A 19,608-nucleotide genomic window follows, 5' to 3' on the forward strand; every position below is an offset into this window, starting at 1 on the left:
GACGAGAAATGGCCATGTCGTATATGCGACACCATACGCGCATTCATGAGTGGCACTGTTGTGCCAGACACCCGTTCACTCCCGAGGAGAGTCACCCATGTCCCCCCGCCCCCACACCCGCCGCCACATCGGCGCGGCAGCCGTCGCGGCGACGGCGATGATCGGCACAATGCTCGTGCCGTCGTCAGCGTTCGCCGCGCAGCCGGATGCCTCCGATGTGCTCACCGCCACGACGTCAGACCAACGGCACGCGCTCGCCGCATCCGTGCGACTCGAGCGTCCCGAAGAGATCCGGATCGCCGACGGCGTCGACCTGGAATCCGCCGAGGTCGCGGACTTCGTCGTCGTACTGCGCCAGCCCGCACCGGCCACCGCCCGAGCGCTCGCCAAGATCGACGGCGAGAAGCTCTCGGCGGCCGACGCGAAGCGCGCCGTTGCCGCCTCGCAGAAGCGTCTGCGCGCCCACGCACAGGGCAACGGCATCAAGGTCGTTCGCAGCTACGACCAGGCGATCAACGCCGTGGTCGTGCGCGCCAAGGGCACCGACGTCCGCGCGCTGCTCGCCTCATCCGACGTCGCGTCGGTGTGGCCGAATCAGACGTTCACTGTCGATCTTCCCGAGGCGGATGCCGAGGCCGGAATCACGGGTGGGGGCGCGACGTACGACGAGGTCGCCGCGCTGCGCGCCGAGGGGATCGATGGCGACGGTATCAAGGTCGGTGTGCTCGATACCGGCATCGACTACCGGCACCCGGCGCTCGCCGACGCCTACCGCGGGGGCTATGACGCCGTCGACGATGACGACGACCCGATGGAAACCACGTACGACGACTGGAAGGGCTCCGGCCGTCCCGAGAAGGTGCGCGGCGCCACCTACTACACCAGTCACGGCACGCATGTGGCGGGCATCATCGCCGGCCAGGACAAGTCCTTCGGCGGCCGCAGCGCCTACGGAGTGGCGCCGGACGTCGACCTGTACGCCTATCGCGTGCTCGGCCCCTACGGCGGCGGCACCACCGAGGACATCCTCGAGGGCATGGAGCACGCGCTCGCCGACGGCATGGACATCGTGAACATGTCGCTCGGCGGCTCGTACAACGACCACCGCTCCCCGCTGAGCATCGCCGCTGACAACCTCACCCTGGCCGGCGTCACCACCGTCATTGCAGCGGGCAACGATGGTGAGGGCGGAGCAGCGACGCTCGGCTCTCCCGGTAGCTCGGCGCTCGCCCTCACCGTCGGCGCGAACGACAGCCCGCTCACGCTCGCCACCACCGACGCGACCGTGGGCTCAGCAGTCGCCGGACTGCGCGTGATCGCGCAGAAGCGCGATGATGCCTCGGTCACCGACCTCGCCGGGCGCACGGTCGCACTGGTCGACGTCGGTGACGGCAAACCCGCCGGCTACAGCGGAAAGGACGTCAAGGGCAAGATCGTCCTCATCCAGCGCGGGGCGATCACGTTCAACGACATGGTCGCCAATGCACGCAACCGCGGTGCCGTCGGTGCGATCGTCGTCAACAACCGCGCCGAAGGGCCCATCGATGTGTACCTCGGCGAGAACGACGGGTACGTTCCGACGTTCGGCACGACGGCAGACGCAGGCGAAGCGGTGCGCGGTGCCCTGGTCGACGGTGTCGGAGAGGTCACCTTCGGCGAGTTCGACACGGTGACGACCGAGGCCGACCGCCTGGCGGGCTTCAGCTCGAGGGGACCGGCCAACGGCACCACCGACATCAAACCCGAGATCACCGCTCCCGGTGTCTCGGTCATGTCGACCGTCCCGACCTGGGACGTCGACCCGAAGGCCGACATCCCCTACAGTGAGGCGTACGGCCGCAAGTCGGGCACGTCGATGGCGACGCCGTTCGTCGCGGGGCTCGCCGCACTCATGCTGCAGGCCGACTCCGAGCTGTCTCCTGCCGACATCAAGACGCGGCTGATGAACACCGCCGATGATCTTCGCGATGACAGCGGCGTGTTCGAATCGGGAGCCGGCCAGGTGGATCCGCGGCAGGCCGTTGCCACCACGGTCGACGTGCAGGTGATCGATGAGCTATGGATGCCGGCGCAGCGCGGCGTCAAGGCGATCAACGACATCACCGGAGCGCTGTCGCTGGGGATGGCACCCGCCACGGCCAAGAGCACGATCAGCCGCACGATCGAGGTCACCAACCACGGCTCGCGCACGCAGACGTACGAACTGTCGTACGACACCGCGCACGGTGCCGGCACCGGAGACATCGTCGCCTCGGGCATCCGCGTCGACGTTCCGTCGTCGGTCAAGGTCGGGGCAGGGAAGGCGAAGAAGGTCACGGTGACCGTGGAGGTGCCCGCCGGCGTTGAGGACGGCACCTACGGGGCATTCGTCCTCGTGACCGTCCCCGACGACGACGAGCCGCTGCGCCTGCCGCTCGGCTTGCGCGTCGACGACGCCGAGATCTCGGACTTCACGATGATCAAGCCGGTGATGACGACCGTTGCCGACTCGTACGATCCTGCCGCGAAATTCTCGCTGGGTGTGGCAACGCCGTCTCGTACGCTCGATCTCTTCCTCGTGGACGCCGACAGCGGGGCCGACATCGGCTACGTCGGCGGGATCGATCCGTCGCTGATGAAGGACGGCCTGCGCTACGGACCGTTCGCCTGGTACGGCGACTACCTGCCGCTGACAGGTGACAAGGACTTCCCGATCTCGCACAAGATCGCCACGGTCGCGCCCGGGTTGCACACGTTGCGTGCTGTCGGCAGCGATGACAACGGTGGCGAGTTCTCGCGAACGGTCGACTTCTACGTCGATGTCACGGCGCCGCAGTTCACCGCCGCCTATGAGACCGACTCGGTGCACGAGTTCACTCAGGGACAGTCGAGCTTCCCGCTGACGGGTTCGCTTGTCGACGGTGACGTCGAGACGATCCGTGCGGCGGGCATCGATATCGACCAGAGCGACAACAGCATCCAGCTGTTCTCGGCCCAGATCATGCCCTACAAGTCGATCGCCCCGGCCGCTGACGGTGGCTTCTCGACGGATATCGGGTTGCTGCCGAGCTCGGTGCAGTCGCACCGGTTCCTCGGCGTCGATGCGGCCGGCAACATCGGCGGACGCATCCAGACGATGTGGTTCAAGGACACGCAGGCGTACGTGCTTGGCGATGCTGACAAGACGTCGGCGCGCGTCGGCGACACCGTGACGATGTCGTTCACCACGCACAATGCGAGTGACTTCGGCGAGATGCGATTCGAAGCATACTTCCAGCCCCGTGACACGACGAACATCCGTCCGGTCGCGCAGGACGCGTTCGCCGACTACGGGAGGATCGCCGGCGAGATGACCGTGACTGAGACGAGCTCGGGCGTCAGCAAGCTCAGCGTGCCGATCGTGTTCGACGGCCCGAAGGAGTACACAGGTGATGACCTTCCGCTGATCGACATGGTGTTCGAGGTGGCCGACACGGTCGCCGCCGAGACGACCGGATTCGCGACGGTCAGCACCTACGTGAAGACCACCGGCGGCGCGGGCGTGCAGATGCAGCGTGCGTTCGATCAGGTCGCGGCCGTGGCTCCGACCGGCCTTGCCAGCGGCGGGTTCTTCGCCCAGGGGCTGCTGACCGATGCGGGTGCACCCGACCGCGACCTCGACCACTCGACCGTGGGCGCCGAGGCCACGCTGACAGCATCCGACGGCACGACGCGCTCGATGACCATCGGTGCGAGCGGATCGGTTGAGGCCGGTGGCGTTCCGCTGCGCGACCAGCCATGGCGGATGACGATCACGCTGCCGGGGCACTTCACGTGGTACCAGCCGCTCGCGCTGTCGACGAAGGACAGCGACGGCGGGCTCGCCGGCCAGACCGCGACCTTCACCGCCTCGATGGTCGCCGGTGATGTCAACGGCGACGACGTCGTCGACATTCTCGACGCCATCGCGATCCGCGATGCGCGGGGAACCGACATGCGTGCCGCCGACGTCGATTTCAGTGGCACGGTGGATGCCGACGATCTCGCCTATGTCGAGATGAACTACCTCGTGCGCAACCCCACCGCCGACACGGTTCCGACTCCGAAGAGCAAGCACAAGGGCATCACGCTCGACGAGGTGCTCGCGTCGTTCGCGGACTGACTCGCGTCCTGAAGCAAGACAGCATCGGCGCCGTCGGGAACTCTCCCGGCGGCGCCGTTGCGGTGTGTTCGGTCTCGAAGAACCCGTGCGCTCAGGCGTGCAGCGCGTCGTTCAGCGTGACGCCGTGACCGGAGCGCGACTTCGCCTCGATCGCGCCGGTGACCGAGTTGCGCCAGAACAGGACGCCGGGGCGCCCCGACAACTCGGCCGCCTTGACCGTCGGGCGCGTGCCGTCGGCGGTGCGTGGAGCGTCGCTGAGCACCACCTTCGATCCGGCGGTGACATACAGCCCCGCCTCGACCACGCTGTCGTCGCCGAGCGAGATGCCGATGCCGGCGTTGGCACCGAGCAGGGCCCGCTCGCCGATCGACACCCGGTGGCTGCCGCCGCCCGACAGCGTGCCCATGATCGAGGCACCCGCACCGATGTCGCTGTTCGCTCCGACGACGACGCCCTGCGAGATACGCCCCTCGACCATCGCCGGCCCGAGGGTGCCGGCGTTGAAGTTCACGAAACCCTCGTGCATCACCGTCGTCCCCGGCGACAGGTGCGCGCCCAGGCGCACGCGCGACGCGTCGGCGATGCGCACACCCTCGGGCTGCACGTAGTCGGTCAGCCGGGGGAACTTGTCGAGGCCCTGCACCTGCAGGCCGTGGCGCAGCAGCATGGGGCGCAGTCGGGCAGCGTCCTGGGGCAGCATCGGGCCGCCGTTCGTCCACGCGTTCGTCGGAAGGTGAGCGAAAATGCCTTCAAGATTGATCTCGTTCGGACGCACCAGCAGATGCGAGAGCGCGTGCAGACGCAGATACGCGTCCGGTGTAGAGGCGACCGGAGCGTCGAGATCGATCGACAGACGCACGATCTCGGTGCGCACGGCGCGGCGCTCATCGGCTCCGGCGTACGACTCGAGTGCGGGGTCGTCATCGGCATCCGACTCGCCGAGACCGACGCGGGCGAACCACGCGTCGAGCACGGTGTCGGGTGCGGCGGACTCCGCCGTCGTGATCGTCGCCAGACCGATGCCCCATACGCTGCTCATCCTTCTACGGTAACGCGCGCTCGCCGCGACAGCGCGCGCGTTCGCACCGGCGGCGCGCGGTGCGCGTCGATAGGCTGGAGCGCATGGTGCTCGATCTGACCGCATCCGCCGCCGACCTCACTCGCGCGCTGTGCGACATCCCCAGCGTCTCCGGCGGTGAGAGACCGCTCGCCGACGAGATCGAGACGGCGGTATCGCGCTGCGCCCACCTCGAGGTGAGTAGGCACGGCAACACGGTCGTCGCCCGCACGAACCTCCAACGCCCGCAGCGGGTGGTCATCGCCGGCCATATCGACACAGTGCCGATCAACGGCAACGTCCCGACGCGCGACGTCGTCATCGACGGCGAGGCGTACATTCACGGGCGCGGCACGGTCGACATGAAAGCGGGAGTGGCCGTACAGCTCAAGCTCGCCGCCGAGCTCGTCGATCCCGGTGTCGACATCACGTGGATGTGGTACGACAACGAAGAGGTGGATGAGTCGCAGAACGGCTTGTTCCTGCTGTCGGCATCGCGTCCTGACCTGTTCGCCGCCGATTTCGCCATCCTCGGCGAACCGTCGGACGGGCGGGTCGAGGGCGGGTGCAACGGCACACTGCGCGCCATCGTGCGCACGCACGGTGTGCGCGCCCACAGCGCGCGTTCGTGGGTGGGCGAGAACGCCATCCACGGGGCCGCTCCGATTCTCGCGCGGCTGGCCGAGTACCGCGCGCGCACGATCGACGTCGACGGGCTGTCGTACCGCGAAGGGCTGAGCGCCGTCGGCATCCGCGGCGGGATCGCCGGGAACGTCATCCCCGATCTCTGCGAGGTCGAGGTCAACTACCGCTTCGCCCCGAACAAGAGCATCGACGACGCGCAAGCGCATGTACGCAGCGCTTTCGAGGGGTTCGAGGTGGAGTTCACGGATGCTGCCGCCGGCGCGCGTCCTGGTCTGGACGCTCCGATCGCCCAGCGCTTCCTCGTCGCCGTCAGGGGAGAGGCTCACGCCAAATACGGCTGGACCGATGTGGCGCGCTTCTCGGCGATGGGCGTCCCCGCCGTCAACTACGGACCCGGGGATCCTCACCTGGCCCACCACGATGAGGAGCGTGTGCCGGTGGCCCAGATCGACGACGTCGAGCGCGGGCTGAGGGCGTGGCTGAGCGGGTTCTGACCGCCGGCGGGCGCGGCGGATCGTCGGCGCTGCGCGCCTGGCAGCGGATGCCGGTGGTCGGCCGCATCGCGATCATCTATCTGTGCGCGCGACTGGCCACCACTGGCCTGCTGATGCTGGCATCGAGCTTGTCGTCATCGTCGTCGAGGTTCGGAATCCAGCCCACGCTCGGCGAGTACGTGCTCGGGTGGGACGCGCAGTGGTACTGGTGGGTGGCCGAGAACGGCTACCCGTCGACGCTGCCGCTGACCCCGTCGGGTGAGGTCACCGAGAACGCCTGGGCGTTCATGCCGGTCTACGCCTATCTCGCGAAGTTCGTCGGGCTGGGTGACTGGGGCGTCGGCGCCCTGTTGATCTCGCTGACCGCCGGTTTCTTCGCCTGTCTCGCGCTGTATCGCCTGCTCCGACGACGGATCGGGGTGACGGCGGCGCTGTGGGCGGTCGCGTTCTTCGCGAACGGTCCGCTCGCGGCACTGTTCCAGGTCGGCTACGCCGAGTCGCTCTTCCTCATGCTGTTGCTGCTCGCGATCGACCTGGTCTCCCGGCACCGGTACGCGTGGGTGTACCTGCTGATTCCGGTCATGGGCTTCACGCGCCCCGGCATCCTCGCCTTCGCGCTGTTCCTCGGGCTGCACGGCATCGCGCGTTGGGTGCGCCGCACCAGCGAGCCGCTTCCCGTGCGCGACATGGTGCATATCGTTGCGCTCGGGGCGCTGGCCACGGTCGTCGGATTCAGCTGGCAGGTCATCGCCGGTGTCGTGACCCGAGACCCGGGCGCCTACCTGAAGACCGAGCTGTCGTGGCGCCGCAACTGGTTGGAAGACCCGAACCCGCACTTCTTCCCCTTCGAGGGGTTCGTGCGCGGTGCGGAGTTCTGGGCGCAGCAGTGGGGGATGCCGGCGTGGATGGGCTGGATCCTGCTGCTCGCGCTCGTCGCGGGGGCGGCATGGATGCTGTTGCGCGCGCGGGCCGTACGACGATTGGGCATCGATATCCGGCTGTGGAGCGCCAGCTACCTGCTGTATCTGCTGGCCGTGTTCTTCCCTCAGTCGAGTACGTTCCGCCTGCTGGTTCCACTGGCGCCGCTCGCGGGAGCGCTGGGCGTGCCGAAATCGCGGATCTACCGGTGGGGAGTGCTGCTGTTGTGCCTGTTTCTTCAGGCGCTGTGGATCCTCGCAATGTACGGCTCAGCGCAGACGTACTGGCAGGTGCCCTAGCGTCATACCGCGATATATCGTGTGGTTACGCGCGTAGGACCCCATCCATACCGATAAAGTGGTCTCATACCACCGAGGAAAGGGAGCCACGATGGCAGCGATGAAGCCGAGGACCGGCGACGGACCGATGGAGGCCGTGAAGGAAGGGCGACTCATCATCGTGCGGGTTCCGCTTGAAGGCGGCGGCCGTCTGGTCGTCTCCGTGAACGACGATGAAGCGAAGGAGCTTCACGACGTGCTGGCTGCCGTTGTGAACGCGGCCTGACAACAACGCACAGAAAAAGGGCGATGGAGGATTCCATCGCCCTTCTTCTGTCTTCGCTCTTGTTCGTGTCTGGGGCGCGCGCCGGTGTCAGTCGGCGACTCGGGCCAGCTGCAGCAGTCCTTCGCCGGTCGTCGACAGCGCGGCGATCACCGCCTGAGACTCCTGGGTCTCCTGGATGAGCGAGCGGTAGGCCGTCGTGACCGCATCGCGCTGCACAGGATCGGCGACTTTGCCTCCGGCGAGCACACGGGGGATCAGTACGAGCCCGCCGGTGCGCACCAGGCGCAGGCCGTGGGCCACATACTCGATGACGTTCTCGGGGTCGGCGTCGACGAGCACGATGTCGTAGGCGCCCTCGTTCATGCGGGGGAGCACATCAGCGGCACGACCGGTGATGAACCGCGTGCGCGACGGTGGCACCTTAGCCTCGGCGAGGCACTGGCGTGCGACGCCCAGGTGCTCGGGCTCGTTGTCGATCGTGGTCAGCACCGCTTGGGGAGCGCCACGCAGCAGCCACAGGCCGGAGACACCGGCGCCGGTACCGATCTCGACGATGGAGCGGGCTCCGACCGCAGCGGCCAGCACGGCGCACTGGGCGCCGACGCCGGGACTGATCGGGGTGGCGCCGAGCTCGAGGCCGTGCGCGCGGGCGCGGGCGATCGCCGACGGCTCCACGATGGTTTCGCGGGCGAATCGGGCGTTCGCGTCGTGCTCGCTCATGGTGCTTCTCCTGGAAAAACGGGTTACTGACAGCGTAGGCGCACCCGGTGGCTCAGAACGGGAGGCGCGGCGGGTAGCCTGGTGTGATGAATTGGGGCCTGGACATGGACAAGCTGCTGTTGATCGGCCTTGTCGCTGTGCTCATCATCGGCCCGGAGCGGCTGCCGAAGGCCGCCGAGGCGTTCTCGAAGTTCGTGCGGCGCGCGGGCGAGTATCTGCGTGACACCCGCAGCAAGATGCGCGACGAGCTGGGGCCCGAGATCGATGAGGTCGACTGGCGCAAGCTCGATCCGCGGCAGTACGACCCGCGCCGGATCATCCGCGATGCGCTGATCGAAGAGCCCGACTTCGAGCAGAAGCCGTCAGCGGCGGCGACCCCGGCCACGAGCAATCCCTTCACGAGCGACCCCACGGCGCCGGCGCGTCCGCCGATGACACGCACCGCGTTCTCACGCGCAACGCCGCCCCCGTTCGACGCCGAAGCCACCTGATCCGACCGGTGCGCGCGTCGGCCGGCCGGCTCAGTTCAGAGTCAGAGGCAATGGGCGACCGGCAAGACCGCGACCGTTGCGTGCGATGTCACGGGCCAGGGCGCTGATGGCCTGCGCGGCCACGTCGTCGGGCTGATCCAGGACGACGGGAACGCCCACGTCGCCCCCGTGTCGCAGCGTCGGGCTGAGCGGGATGGATGCCAGGAGTGGCACCTCCGCGGCATCCGCATCTGCGCTGAGCGCGGCAGCGACCTGCGCGCCGCCGCCCGCGCCGAAAAGCTCGAGCGCGGTGCCGTCGGGGAGGGTGAATCCCGACATGTTCTCGACGACGCCGATCACGCGCTGGCCCGTCTGGCGGGCGACCAGTCCCGAGCGGATCGCGACGTCGGACGCAGCCGGCTGCGGTGTTGTGACGACCAGAACCTCGGCGTGCGGCAGAAGCTGCCCGATCGAGATGGCGACGTCGCCCGTTCCCGGGGGCATATCGATCAGCAGCACATCGAGGTCGCCGAAGAACACGTCGGTGAGGAACTGCTGCACGGTGCGGTGCAGCATCGGCCCGCGCCATGCGACGGCCTCCTCGCCTTCGCGCAGGAACATGCCGATCGAGACGGTCTTCACATCGTGCGCCACCGGCGGGAGCATCAGATCGTCGATGCGCGTCGGCTGCGTGCCCGGTGCGATGCCCAACAAGCTCGGGATGGAGAAGCCGTGCACGTCCGCATCCACCAGTCCCACGCGCAACCCCTGCTGGGCGAGCGAGACGGCGAGGTTGGCGGTGAGGGTCGACTTGCCGACGCCGCCCTTTCCGCTGGAGACGAGGATCACTCGGGTCAGTGAGTCGGGACCGAACGGCATCTGCCGGGCCGGGCGGCCCTCGCGGAGCTTCTCGGTCAGCGCACGGCGCTCGTCAGACGTCATGACACCGACCTCGACCGTGACCTGGGCGATGCCCGCAACGGACGCTGCCGCATCGTGAACGTCTTTCTCGATGCGCGCGGCGGCAGGGCATCCCACGATGGTGAGCACGATGCCCACGCGTGCGGTCTCGCCTTCGATGGTGATGTCGCGCACCATGTCGAGGTCGCCGATCGGGCGGCGCAGCTCGGGGTCGCTGACGGCGGCGACGGCGGTGCGTACGCGGTCAGCGAGCGTCATCTGTCTTCTCCTCGTCCTGCAGTTCGGCCAGCATGGCCTTCAGCTCGTTTCTCAGCACGTCGCGGGTCACCGTCTGCGAGCTGCGCTCCTCGAGGGCGAGTCGCAGGGCCACGATCTCGCGGGCCAGGTACTCGGTGTCGGCGAGGTTGCGCTCGGCGCGTTGCCGATCCTGTTCGATCTGCACGCGGTCGCGGTCATCCTGGCGGTTCTGCGCGAGCAGGATCAGCGGCGCCGCATACGAGGCTTGCAAGGACAGCATGAGGGTGAGCGCTGTGAACCCCAGAGCCGCGTCGTCGAAGCGCACGGGCTCGGGCATGACCGTGTTCCATGTGATCCATGCCGCGCAGAACAGCGTGAGGATGACCAGGAACGCCGGGGTACCCATGGCGCGGGCGACCCACTCGGTGAACCGGCCGAACCTGTCACGCGAAGGGGCGGGCATGCGCCCGGTGGAGCGGCCGCCGGAGCGGTTGCGGGGCGTGTCCAGGCGAGGGGAGCGGGCCATCATCATGCACCGCCCTGGGGAGACTCGGACGGGTGCGCGGCGGTGCGCCAGTCGTCGGGCAGCAGGTAGTCGAGTACGTCGTCGACGCTGATGGCGCCGACCAGGCGGTGGGCGCCGTCGATGACCGGCAAGGACACCAGGTCGTAGCTGGCGAGCATGCGGGCGACCTCTTCGGCCGAGGCTCCCACCGATACCGGTTCGAGGCTGTCGTCGAGGATTGCGCCGAGGCGCTCATGCGGTGGGTAGCGCAGCATCCGTTGGAAGTGCACGACCCCCAGCAGGCGTCCGGTCGGGGTCTCGAAGGGCGGCAGGGTGACGAACACGGCCGCCGCGAGGGCAGGGTGCAGCTCATGCCGGCGGATGAGCGCGAGCGCTTCGGCGACAGTCGCGTCGGCCGACAGGATGATCGGCTCGGTCGTCATCAGCCCGCCGGCGGTATCGGGCCCGTATCGCAGCAGGGTGCGCACATCAGCGGCCTCTTCGGGTTCCATCAGCGCGAGGAGATGCTCGAGGCGATCCGGGGGCAGCTGCGCGAGAAGGTCGGCCGCGTCGTCGGGCTCCATCTCATCGAGCACGTCAGCGGCACGCTCGTCGCCGAGCCGGTCGATGATGCCGACCTGGTCGTCTTCGGGCATCTCTTCCAGCGCGTCGGCGAGGCGCTCGTCGGGAAGCTCACCGGCGACCTCGATGCGCCGCTGCTGGGGCAGGTCGAGCAACGAGGTGGCGAGGTCAGCGGCGTGCATCTCGGAGTACGAGGCGACGAGCTGCTCGGCGGACTGGCTCTCGCCGGGCATCCGCAGTTCCGCGACCTCGTTCCACGCAGCGAACGCGGTGGGGCCCTTCGCGAACGGCGAGGGGTTCGTCTTCGGTTTGCGCAGGAACAGTTGCGTGATCGCCCATTCGCCGTGGCGGTCCTGCTCGATCGCGGCGTCCTCGACGGTCGCTGTTTCTGAGCCGTCGATGAGGCGCACGCGCCGGCCGAGGAACTCGGCGAGCACGCGCACCTCGCCGTGCCGGGGCTGGAAGCGGCGCACGTTGATCAGACCGGTGCTGATGACCTGACCCGCGCGGATCGAGGTGACGCGTCCGATCGACAGGAACACCTGGCGACGCCCGGGGATCTCGATCACGAGACCGATGACGCGCGGTGCGGCGGTGCTGCGATACACGACGACGACGTCGCGGACCTTGCCGACGCGATCGCCGGCGGGATCGAACACGGCGCATCCGGCCAATCGCGCGACGAAGACCCGTTGTGTGCTCACGGCTCCAGCGTAGTGCGGAGCTTCGGCGGGATCGGTGCTCTCTGATAGGTGTCGATGGGACAATGGCGGGATGAGCATGCTGAATCGTCCGGTGACCGGCAATGACCTCGGTGAGGTGATTGCGTCGACGCGCGACTACGAAGCCGCCCAGAAGACGGTGTCGAAGCTGATTGCGGGCGAGGTTCCTGCCCGGGACATCGCGATCGTCGGTGAGGGGGTGCGCACTGTCGAGCGGGTGACGGGCCGGCTCGGTTATGCAGCGGCGGCTCGCTCGGGGGCGATCAACGGTGTGCTGATCGGTCTGCTGCTGTCGGCGATCATGCTGTTCGGCAACCCCGAGGCCCCGATCACGCTGTTCCTCGGATTCCTGCTCGTCGGCGTCGCGCTGGGCATGATCATGAGTCTGATCACGTACGCGATCGTGCGGCGCCGTCGGGACTTTGCCAGTGTCTCGCAGATGATCGCCGACCACTACGAGGTGCGTGTGCAGGCGGCGTCGCTCGCCAAGGCGCGTCAGGTGGTGGGGCACGTGCGGCCCGCGTCGACGCGGCCGCCGGTCGATCTGAGCGAGCCGCCGCGCTACGGCGAGCGGATCACTCCGGATGGAGCGCAGGGAGCCGGGGCGCCGGCGGCTGGTGCGCAGTCGTCTGGATCGCAGTCGACTCCGCACGTGGCTGCGCCCGCTCCGCACACGGCTCCGCCGCCCCCGCCGCCGCTTCCGGCGCCGGTCGCTGAGTCGGATGCCGGGGCTGGAAGCGCCTCCGGCTCGGAATCGGATGCTTCAGACGGCGCGAGTTCGGATGCCGCAGCCGGCGGCGACGCGTCGGATGCCGGTGACGGTGTGTCAGGTCAGCAGACCTCTGACCGCTGACGTCGACGTGACGATGAGCGTGCAGGTGGCGCTGCCGAGCGGCGATGTCTCGGTATCGACGGCGTGGGAGCGCCCGGAGGGTGAGTCGCGTGGCGTCGTGGCCATCGCGCACGGTGCGGGCGCAGGGATGGATCATCCGTTCCTGGTGGGATTCGCGGCGGGGCTGCGTGATCGTGGTTTCACGACGGTGCGGTTCAATTTTCCGTACGTCGAGGCGGGGCGGCGTATGCCGGGTCCTGCCGCGCATGCGATCCTGACGTGGCGCGCGGTCGTGTCGGCGATTCGTGCCGATGCCGACGGGGCGTCCGGGGCCGTCTGGGCCTGCGGAAAGTCCTATGGCGGCCGCATGGCGTCGATGGCTGTCGCTGAGGGGCTGGAAGTGGATGGGCTGGCGTATCTCGGGTATCCGTTGCATCCGCTGGGCAAGCCTGAGAAGCCGCGGATCGAGCATCTGCCCGCCGTGCGTCCCGCACAACTGTTCGTCGAGGGAACGAACGACCCGTTCGTTCAGCCGGTGCAGCAGTTGGAGCAGGCGGTTGCGGCGTGCCAGGATGCCCGGATCGCGTGGATCGAGGGCGGCGGGCATTCGTTCGAGGTGAAGGGGCGCAAGCGTCCCGCGGACGAGGTCGGTGCGTCACTGGCGCCGCTCGTCGCAGAGTTCATCGACGAGCGCGGCCGGTCTGCGACGGGGGAGTAGTTCTCTCTGACTTGCGCCGCAGCCTCACGCCGCGGGTGGCGGTCTGAATCTCTGAGGCGGCGGGTCGATGCCCGCCCACGCAGCGACGCGTGCGGCGCGCGGGCGAAGCGGCACAGGCGGTTCAGCACCCGGCGGATGCAACACGAAATCGCCCTTGTGCTCGCGCGTGATGCTCCATCCCCCGTGGTGCAACTGGCCGTGATGGTAGCGGCAGAGCAGGATTCCGCGGTCGATATCGGTGCGGCCCTGCTGGGCGTTCCATTCGTCAATGTGGTGTGCTTCGCAGTACGAGGCGGGGCGATCGCAGCCCCTCCACCGGCATCCGCCGTCACGCATCGACAGGGCGACGCGCTGTGTCGGCGTGAACAGGCGATGCTCCCGTCCGACGTTCAGTGGGTTCCCCGTGGGGTCGACCGTGATCTGCACGGTCCCCGTGTCGCAGACGCGCTGCTCGACGGCGCCGAACGGCAACGGCATGCCGTCGTCCTCGGTGTGCGCGCTGACCGGTGCGCCGGTGCCGGCCTCGTGTACCTGGACCAGTCGCACTCCGGCCTGTCGCGTGCCGAAGACGGTCTCTGATTCGGCGAGCGAACCTGCCCGCAGCAGGTCGATCAGCAGATCGTACGACAGCTGGTCGTTGGTGCGCGTGTCGGCGCTGAGATCGTCGGCCCGTTCTGTCTCTGACGCGTCGACGAATCGGGGGCCGCCCCGTCGTGGCCGCAGCGCGGCATCACGAATCGCACGCATCCAAGCGGCGCCTTCGTCCTCGAACTCGATCCGGCCGCACTCGCGCCCGTCCGCGTCGATCCACGTGCGGAAACAGCGCCGTTCGTACCGCTCCGCGAACCGGCGCGCAGCGCCGTCGGGGTCGAGCTGGTCGCGGATCGCTCGGGCCTGGATACGCAACTCCTCGACGGTGCGTTCCGCTGCGTCGGCGATCAACTGTTCGGCGGCGGCGCTCCACGCCGCGTGGTTGTCTTCGGTGTCGTCGGGCGGGGCGCCGAGGCCCCGCTGGATCGCATCCTGCTGAGTGGACGAGATGAGCCCGCGCATCATGGCCGCCGACAGCGGTGCGTGCCACGGTGTCCTTGTCGCCGCGCGGACGTCTGCGGGCTGTTCATCGATCGGGGACGCCGAGTCACCGGCATCCGATAACCCTGCCTCGAGTACCGACAGGCCGAGCCGAACCTGTCGCTGCGCTTCTGCCCGGCTGATTCCGGTGAGATCCTGCACGAGTGCGGCCGGCGTGCGGTGGCCGCGTGCCTGCGCGAAGCCGCCGTGCCCGTCGTCGCGAGTCGATCGCCGCGCGGTGATGCCAGCACCGACGACGCTGATGCGCTCCAGGGAACGCACGAGCGTCGCGGCTGACGTGACCGCATCCATCAGTTCGTCGCCGGCAAGTTGTGACATGACCGCGCCGAGTTCGGCGCTCTCGACATCGTCACCGAGCAGCGCACGCAAAGCGGCGACATGCTGCTCGATCTCGGTGAAGAGTGCCATGACTTCATTGTGCGCCCGGCCGCCGACATTCGAACGTTTGATCTAGTCGCGGAGTGCTCGCGCCCACTGTTCCCGATGCGTGCGCACGTGGTCGGCGACCGCAGACCAGTGCGCCCCGTGTCCGTCGGAGTGCATGGTTGCCCAGGGTTCGCGTCCGTGTGCGTGAGCGTCGGCAAGCATGTCGCGCATGGCGGCAGTGCGCTCAGCGAGGGCGTTCGGCAACGCGTCGCGTAGCGCATCGTCCGCGCCGTACCCGTCAACGAGCGCACGCAGCCTCGCCGCGGATTCGCCGATCCTCTCGGTGCGGTCGTTCAACGTGAAAGCTGATGCCGAGTACGCGAGATCCCACAGGCGAGTGCTGGGGCCGGCGCCGTCCCAATCGATGAACAGCCAGCGCTCGCCGACGATGAGGTTCCACGGCGCCAAGTCGTTGTGGCAGATCAGTTCAGGCGCTCCCGGTGCGGGCAGCAGCACATCCCAGTCGGCGTCGCCGACGGAGTGGAAGTCGGCCGCGGCGTCGTGGATACTGCGCACCAGCGCTCCCACGCGCGCGAGGTCGGCGAGGTCGAGGTGGTCGGGGGTCACGCCGGGAACGAACTCAAGCACCTGTCGTCCCTGCGCGTCGAATCCGTACGGTTCCGGTGCGGCGACACCGCGCGCCCGAACCGCGCGCAGCAAGGCGTGCACCGCGGGACTGGCGCCGGTCGCCGGCTTTCGCACCGAGCTGCCGATGCGCATCACCTCGTCTGCGACGTTGCCGCCCGTGAGCAGTTCCTCGTCTTCGAACACCGCACCAGCGTACGCGTGAGACGCTGGGACGCATGACGGCGCACACCCGGGGACGCAGAGCATGATTCGCGCGGTTGTCTTTGACCTCGATGGCGTGCTTCGTCACTTCGACCCGTCGCATGTGGGAGAGATCGAAGCGCGGCACGGTCTCGCGAGTGGGAGCATCCACTCTGCGGCTTTCGAAGAGACGCTGTTGTCCGCAGTCACGACGGGAGCGCTGACGCGGGCAGCGTGGATGCTACGCGTCGGTGCCGTGCTGGGTAGTCCCGGTGCTGCGCAGGAGTGGGCGGCTCACCCGTCCGAGCCCGATGAGTCGATGCTGGCGCTCAGCGATGAGCTTCGGGCATCGGGCATCCGCACTGCTGTCCTGACCAACGGAACCGACACGATCCGCACGGAACTGCACGAGCTCGGAATAGCCTCTCGGGTTGACATCGTCTTCAACTCCGCGGAGATCGGCTTCGCCAAGCCTGATGTGCGGATCTTCCAACACCTGCTCGATGCGCTTGCGCTCGAGCCGGACGAGGTGTTCTTCACCGACGACTCGCACTCGAAACTCGCCGGGGCCGTCTCTCTTGGCATTCCGACGCACCACTTCGTCGGACTCGACGGGCTGAGACAGGCGCTGCATGCTGCCGGGGTGCTTGAGTACGCGACGCCACGGGCGCCACTCGTGGGCGGCGTTCGCCGCTCCGACCGCACCCCATAGACACAGGAACTCGCGGGCGATCAGGTCGCCCGCGAGTTCCTCATCGACGGCCGGCGTGCCGTCGAGCACCTGTGACGGTGATCAGCCCTTCAGCCGCGCGATCCATGCCTCGACGTCGTCCGCGGTACGCGGGATGTCAGCCGAGAGGTTGACGGGGCCGTCCTCGGTCATGAGGATGTCGTCCTCGATGCGCACGCCGATACCGCGCAGCTCTTCGGGGACGGTGAGGTCGTCGATCTGGAAGTACAGACCCGGCTCGATCGTGAAGACCATGCCCGGCTCCAGCACGCCGTCGTAGTACATCTCGCGGCGCGCCTGGGCGCAGTCGTGCACATCGATGCCGAGGTGGTGCGAGGTGCCGTGCACCATGTACCGGCGGTGCTGACCGCCCTTGTCAGCGTCGAGCGCCTCTTCGGCGGTCACCGGCAGCACGCCCCACTCGGCGGTGCGCTTGGCGATGATCGACATGGCGGTCTCGTGCACCTCGCGGAACTTGGCGCCGGGCTTCGCCGCAGCGAAGGCGGCATCCGCGGCCTCGAGCACGACGTCATAGACACGACGCTGCACCTCGGAGAACGTGCCGTTGACCGGCAGCGTGCGCGTGATGTCGGCCGTGTACTGGCTGTCGACCTCGACACCGGCGTCGATCAGGATCAGGTCGCCGGGCACGACGGCCCCGTCATTGCGGGTCCAGTGCAGGTAGCAGGCGTGGTGGCCCGAGGCGGCGATGGTGTCGTAGCCCTCCCAGTGCCCGTCGCTGCGTGCGCGCTGGTGGAACGCACCCTCGACGATGCGCTCGCCACGCGGGTGGGCGATCGCCTTGTCGAAGTCGCGGATGATGTCGTCGAATCCGGATGCCGTCACCGCGACCGCATGGCGCATCTCGGCGACTTCGTACTCATCCTTGACCAGCCGCAGCTCGGAGACGAAACGGGTCAGGTCGGCGTCGTTCTCGACGACCAGGTCGTCACCGCCGGCGACGAAGGTGTCGACGTGCGCGGTCGCGACGTCGAGATCAGCGGCAACACCGGCCAGCGACGGGCGCGGACCGATCCAGAACTCACCGATCGTGGCATCCGAGTAGAACTCGCTGGTGGTGCGGTCGGCGCGCTCGCGGAAGTACAGCGTGACGTCGTGGCCGTCGTCGGTCGGGTCGAAGACGAGCAGCGAGTCGGGCTCGGAGTCGTTCGCCCAGCCGGTCAGGTGCACGAACGCCGAGTGGGCACGGAACGGGTAGTCGGTGTCGTTGCTGCGCTGCTTGAACGAACCGGCCGGAACCACCAGGCGCTTGCCGGGGAAAGCCGCAGAGACCTTCGCCCGCCGCGCCGCGGCGAACGGGGCCTGCGCACGGGCCGACGGCATCGACTCGGGGCGGTCGGCCCAACCCGTCGAGATGGTGTCGAGGAACCCCTGGGGGAACGGCTGCTTGCGAGGGTTCTCGGCGACGGCAGCGTCGTCGGAGGTCGTGGCGATCGTGTCGCTGTCAGCGGGAGTACTCATGCACCCATTCTCGCACCCTTCACTGACAGGGCCCGAGTGGGATCACTCGGGCCCTGCGTGCGTGAGATCAGATCACTGCACGGCCTTCAGGGCGTTGACGATCCCGTGACCGTAGTAGCTGTTCATCTCTTCCGTACCCTCGCAGGCCGGGCCATAGTCGTACTGCGGCGCAGAGCACGCCGTCGGTGTGGCATCGTCGCGCAGCTTGTCGATCATCTGCGCCGGCGTCAGCTCGGGGTGTACGGACTTCATCAGCGCGAGCACACCCGCGACGTGCGGTGACGCCATCGAGGTGCCGCTCTTGTACGCCCATCCGCCGGGAACGGTCGACGCGATACGGGAACCGGGGGCGGCGACGTCGATCTCGCCGAGTCCGCGGTTCGAGAAGTACGACAGCTGCCCGGTGTCGGTGAGCGACGACACGGTCACGACGCCCGGCAACTGGGTCGGCAGATCCTTGCAGCCGGAGTTGATGGTGCGCTCCACGGCCTCGCTGTCGTTCGGGCTGCCCGTGTCGACCGTGTTGGTCCGCAGGTCGAGCGCCGAGTTGCCGGCAGCGGCGGCACTGACGACGCCCTTGTCAGCCGACCACCTGACGGCACGCGCCACGGCCTCCTGAACGGCGGCCTGGTCGGGCTGGTCATCGCACCAGAACTCGAACGGGTCGATGTAGTAGCTGTTGTTCGTGACGTCCATGCCTCGCTGGGCGGCCCACATGAAGCCGCAGATCGCATACTCGGGATAGATGTATCCGTCGTCGTTGACGACCTTGACCGAAGCCAGACGCACATTCGGTGCGACGCCGACGATTCCGAGGTCGTTGCGCGCGGCGGCGATCGTGCCCGCCACGTGGGTGCCGTGGTCCGACGTGGTCGGGTACCAGCCGTCCTCGGACTGGTCGGGGCGACCGCCGACCGTGCAGTTGACCGACTCTGCCGGATCGATGTTGGCCACGAGATCGGGATGCGTGGGGTCAATGCCCGAGTCGAGCACGCCGACCAGCACATTGCGGCTGCCATCCGTGATCAGGTTGGCCTCGTCGGCCTGGATCATCTCCATGTCCCACTGCAGTTCGGAGTACAGGTCGGAGCTCGATCCGGGGATCGGCTCGGTGGGCTCATCGCCGTTCACGGGCTTGTTCTTCCCTTGGTTCCAGCCCGACGAACCCGGACCCCACGGGATTCCAGGTCCTGTGACCTTGTCCTTCACCTCTGCGGTGCGTGTGGCACCCACCGAGGCGATGGCGTTCTTGCCGGCGACCGTGACGTCGTCGCGGAACGCCGCACGGTCGGACTGCGCGATGATGACGCCGATCTGCGGCCAGCTCTGTACGACGATGCCGCCCGCCGCGGCTACCGCGTTCTCGGCCTTGCGCGTTTGACCGGGGTTGGCCTGGCCGGTGTTGACGACATAGCTCATCACGGTGCCGTCCGGTGGGGAGATCGGAACGGGCGTTGAGGTCTCGGCGGTGGCGGCGGTGGCGCTCAGGCCACCCGCGACGACGAGTGCGAGTGCGGCAGCGGCACTGATCATGCAGCGCAGCGCTCGACGTGGGGATTGGGGATTCATGACGGCCTTTCATCGTTGGAAGACCGGCTTCTGCCG

17 protein-coding genes are annotated in these 19,608 nt (G+C 68.2%); 8 read left to right on the top strand and 9 right to left on the bottom strand.

Annotated elements, in window-relative coordinates; genetic code table 11:
* Positions 1-97: 97 nt before the first annotated feature.
* Positions 98-4,120, top strand: coding sequence for a S8 family serine peptidase (locus JF543_RS06655; RefSeq protein WP_206823372.1), 4,023 nt, complete (start codon positions 98-100; stop codon positions 4,118-4,120).
* 91 nt (positions 4,121-4,211) lie between these two features.
* Here the strand turns inward: JF543_RS06655 and JF543_RS06660 are convergent, their stop codons facing one another.
* Positions 4,212-5,159, bottom strand: coding sequence for a DapH/DapD/GlmU-related protein (locus JF543_RS06660; protein ID WP_206823376.1), 948 nt, complete (start codon positions 5,157-5,159; stop codon positions 4,212-4,214).
* Between the two features lie 83 nt (positions 5,160-5,242).
* On the opposite strand from JF543_RS06660, the gene dapE reads away from it, so the two are divergent.
* The 3 genes from dapE (at position 5,243) to JF543_RS06675 (ending at position 7,798) form a co-directional block, all read left to right on the top strand.
* On the top strand, positions 5,243-6,316 hold the full coding sequence (gene dapE, locus JF543_RS06665) for a succinyl-diaminopimelate desuccinylase (protein ID WP_206823377.1): 1,074 nt from the start codon (positions 5,243-5,245) through the stop codon (positions 6,314-6,316).
* Positions 6,298-7,533, top strand: coding sequence for a hypothetical protein (locus JF543_RS06670; protein WP_347401113.1), 1,236 nt, complete (start codon positions 6,298-6,300; stop codon positions 7,531-7,533). The genes dapE and JF543_RS06670 overlap by 19 nt, the downstream gene beginning before the upstream one ends.
* A 91-nt stretch (positions 7,534-7,624) precedes the next feature.
* Positions 7,625-7,798 (top strand): DUF3117 domain-containing protein, encoded by a 174-nt coding sequence (locus JF543_RS06675; RefSeq protein WP_179411345.1) that lies wholly within the window; start codon positions 7,625-7,627, stop codon positions 7,796-7,798.
* Positions 7,799-7,885: 87 nt separating this feature from the next.
* Here JF543_RS06675 and JF543_RS06680 read toward each other — a convergent pair whose 3' ends face one another.
* Positions 7,886-8,518 carry an O-methyltransferase gene (locus JF543_RS06680; RefSeq protein ID WP_179411344.1) on the bottom strand — a complete coding sequence of 211 codons (633 nt, stop codon included), beginning with the start codon at positions 8,516-8,518 and terminating at the stop codon, positions 7,886-7,888.
* A gap of 86 nt (positions 8,519-8,604) precedes the next feature.
* Here JF543_RS06680 and JF543_RS06685 point away from each other — a divergent pair, with 86 nt between their 5' ends.
* Positions 8,605-9,009: a twin-arginine translocase TatA/TatE family subunit gene (locus tag JF543_RS06685; protein WP_206820776.1), complete on the top strand. Its 405-nt coding sequence runs from the start codon at positions 8,605-8,607 to the stop codon at positions 9,007-9,009.
* Between the two features lie 30 nt (positions 9,010-9,039).
* Here JF543_RS06685 and JF543_RS06690 read toward each other — a convergent pair whose 3' ends face one another.
* Genes JF543_RS06690 through JF543_RS06700 form a run of 3 tightly spaced genes read right to left on the bottom strand, consistent with a single transcriptional unit; the run spans position 9,040 to position 11,937 of the window.
* Positions 9,040-10,167 (bottom strand): Mrp/NBP35 family ATP-binding protein, encoded by a 1,128-nt coding sequence (locus tag JF543_RS06690; protein WP_206820775.1) that lies wholly within the window; start codon positions 10,165-10,167, stop codon positions 9,040-9,042.
* A complete protein-coding gene (locus JF543_RS06695) occupies positions 10,154-10,672 on the bottom strand; it encodes a DUF1003 domain-containing protein (RefSeq protein ID WP_206820774.1) in 519 nt (172 codons plus the stop codon). Before JF543_RS06695 ends, JF543_RS06690 begins: the two co-directional genes overlap by 14 nt.
* A 2-nt stretch (positions 10,673-10,674) precedes the next feature.
* Positions 10,675-11,937 (bottom strand): magnesium transporter, encoded by a 1,263-nt coding sequence (locus JF543_RS06700; protein WP_206550181.1) that lies wholly within the window; start codon positions 11,935-11,937, stop codon positions 10,675-10,677.
* Positions 11,938-12,007: 70 nt separating this feature from the next.
* Here JF543_RS06700 and JF543_RS06705 point away from each other — a divergent pair, with 70 nt between their 5' ends.
* Positions 12,008-12,808 carry a general stress protein gene (locus JF543_RS06705; RefSeq protein ID WP_242519409.1) on the top strand — a complete coding sequence of 267 codons (801 nt, stop codon included), beginning with the start codon at positions 12,008-12,010 and terminating at the stop codon, positions 12,806-12,808.
* A 13-nt stretch (positions 12,809-12,821) separates the two neighbouring features.
* Positions 12,822-13,505 carry an alpha/beta hydrolase family protein gene (locus JF543_RS06710; RefSeq protein ID WP_206824255.1) on the top strand — a complete coding sequence of 228 codons (684 nt, stop codon included), beginning with the start codon at positions 12,822-12,824 and terminating at the stop codon, positions 13,503-13,505.
* Between the two features lie 24 nt (positions 13,506-13,529).
* On the opposite strand, the gene JF543_RS06715 is transcribed toward JF543_RS06710, so the two are convergent.
* Both JF543_RS06715 and JF543_RS06720 read right to left on the bottom strand, forming a co-directional pair.
* Positions 13,530-15,005 carry a DUF222 domain-containing protein gene (locus JF543_RS06715; RefSeq protein ID WP_206823378.1) on the bottom strand — a complete coding sequence of 492 codons (1,476 nt, stop codon included), beginning with the start codon at positions 15,003-15,005 and terminating at the stop codon, positions 13,530-13,532.
* A gap of 42 nt (positions 15,006-15,047) precedes the next feature.
* Complete coding sequence (locus JF543_RS06720; RefSeq protein ID WP_347401114.1) at positions 15,048-15,794, bottom strand: phosphotransferase enzyme family protein; 747 nt, start codon at positions 15,792-15,794, stop codon at positions 15,048-15,050.
* Between the two features lie 61 nt (positions 15,795-15,855).
* Between JF543_RS06720 and JF543_RS06725 the strand changes: the two genes are divergently transcribed.
* Entirely contained in the window at positions 15,856-16,503 is a 648-nt protein-coding gene (locus JF543_RS06725) for an HAD family hydrolase (protein ID WP_206823388.1), read from the top strand.
* Between the two features lie 81 nt (positions 16,504-16,584).
* Here the strand turns inward: JF543_RS06725 and JF543_RS06730 are convergent, their stop codons facing one another.
* Entirely contained in the window at positions 16,585-18,003 is a 1,419-nt protein-coding gene (locus JF543_RS06730; protein WP_179411337.1) for an aminopeptidase P family protein, read from the bottom strand.
* 72 nt (positions 18,004-18,075) lie between these two features.
* Positions 18,076-19,536 (bottom strand): S8 family peptidase, encoded by a 1,461-nt coding sequence (locus JF543_RS06735; protein ID WP_224817539.1) that lies wholly within the window; start codon positions 19,534-19,536, stop codon positions 18,076-18,078.
* Between the last annotated feature and the right edge of the window lie 72 nt (positions 19,537-19,608).

Origin of the sequence: Microbacterium esteraromaticum, assembly GCF_017303215.1 — a bacterium.
In the GTDB taxonomy this organism is placed as follows: domain Bacteria; phylum Actinomycetota; class Actinomycetes; order Actinomycetales; family Microbacteriaceae; genus Microbacterium; species Microbacterium esteraromaticum_C.

Excerpts from the sequence above, each read along its gene's own strand:
- JF543_RS06655 (WP_206823372.1), top strand. The coding sequence starts at position 98 with ATGTCCCCCCGCCCCCACACCCGCCGCCACATCGGCGCGGCAGCCGTC.
- JF543_RS06660 (WP_206823376.1), bottom strand. The coding sequence starts at position 5,159 with ATGAGCAGCGTATGGGGCATCGGTCTGGCGACGATCACGACGGCGGAG.
- dapE (WP_206823377.1), top strand. The coding sequence starts at position 5,243 with ATGGTGCTCGATCTGACCGCATCCGCCGCCGACCTCACTCGCGCGCTG.
- JF543_RS06675 (WP_179411345.1), top strand. The coding sequence starts at position 7,625 with ATGGCAGCGATGAAGCCGAGGACCGGCGACGGACCGATGGAGGCCGTG.
- JF543_RS06680 (WP_179411344.1), bottom strand. The coding sequence starts at position 8,518 with ATGAGCGAGCACGACGCGAACGCCCGATTCGCCCGCGAAACCATCGTG.
- JF543_RS06685 (WP_206820776.1), top strand. The coding sequence starts at position 8,605 with ATGAATTGGGGCCTGGACATGGACAAGCTGCTGTTGATCGGCCTTGTC.
- JF543_RS06690 (WP_206820775.1), bottom strand. The coding sequence starts at position 10,167 with ATGACGCTCGCTGACCGCGTACGCACCGCCGTCGCCGCCGTCAGCGAC.
- JF543_RS06695 (WP_206820774.1), bottom strand. The coding sequence starts at position 10,672 with ATGGCCCGCTCCCCTCGCCTGGACACGCCCCGCAACCGCTCCGGCGGC.
- JF543_RS06705 (WP_242519409.1), top strand. The coding sequence starts at position 12,008 with ATGAGCATGCTGAATCGTCCGGTGACCGGCAATGACCTCGGTGAGGTG.
- JF543_RS06710 (WP_206824255.1), top strand. The coding sequence starts at position 12,822 with ATGAGCGTGCAGGTGGCGCTGCCGAGCGGCGATGTCTCGGTATCGACG.
- JF543_RS06715 (WP_206823378.1), bottom strand. The coding sequence starts at position 15,005 with ATGGCACTCTTCACCGAGATCGAGCAGCATGTCGCCGCTTTGCGTGCG.
- JF543_RS06725 (WP_206823388.1), top strand. The coding sequence starts at position 15,856 with ATGATTCGCGCGGTTGTCTTTGACCTCGATGGCGTGCTTCGTCACTTC.
- JF543_RS06730 (WP_179411337.1), bottom strand. The coding sequence starts at position 18,003 with ATGAGTACTCCCGCTGACAGCGACACGATCGCCACGACCTCCGACGAC.
- JF543_RS06735 (WP_224817539.1), bottom strand. The coding sequence starts at position 19,536 with ATGATCAGTGCCGCTGCCGCACTCGCACTCGTCGTCGCGGGTGGCCTG.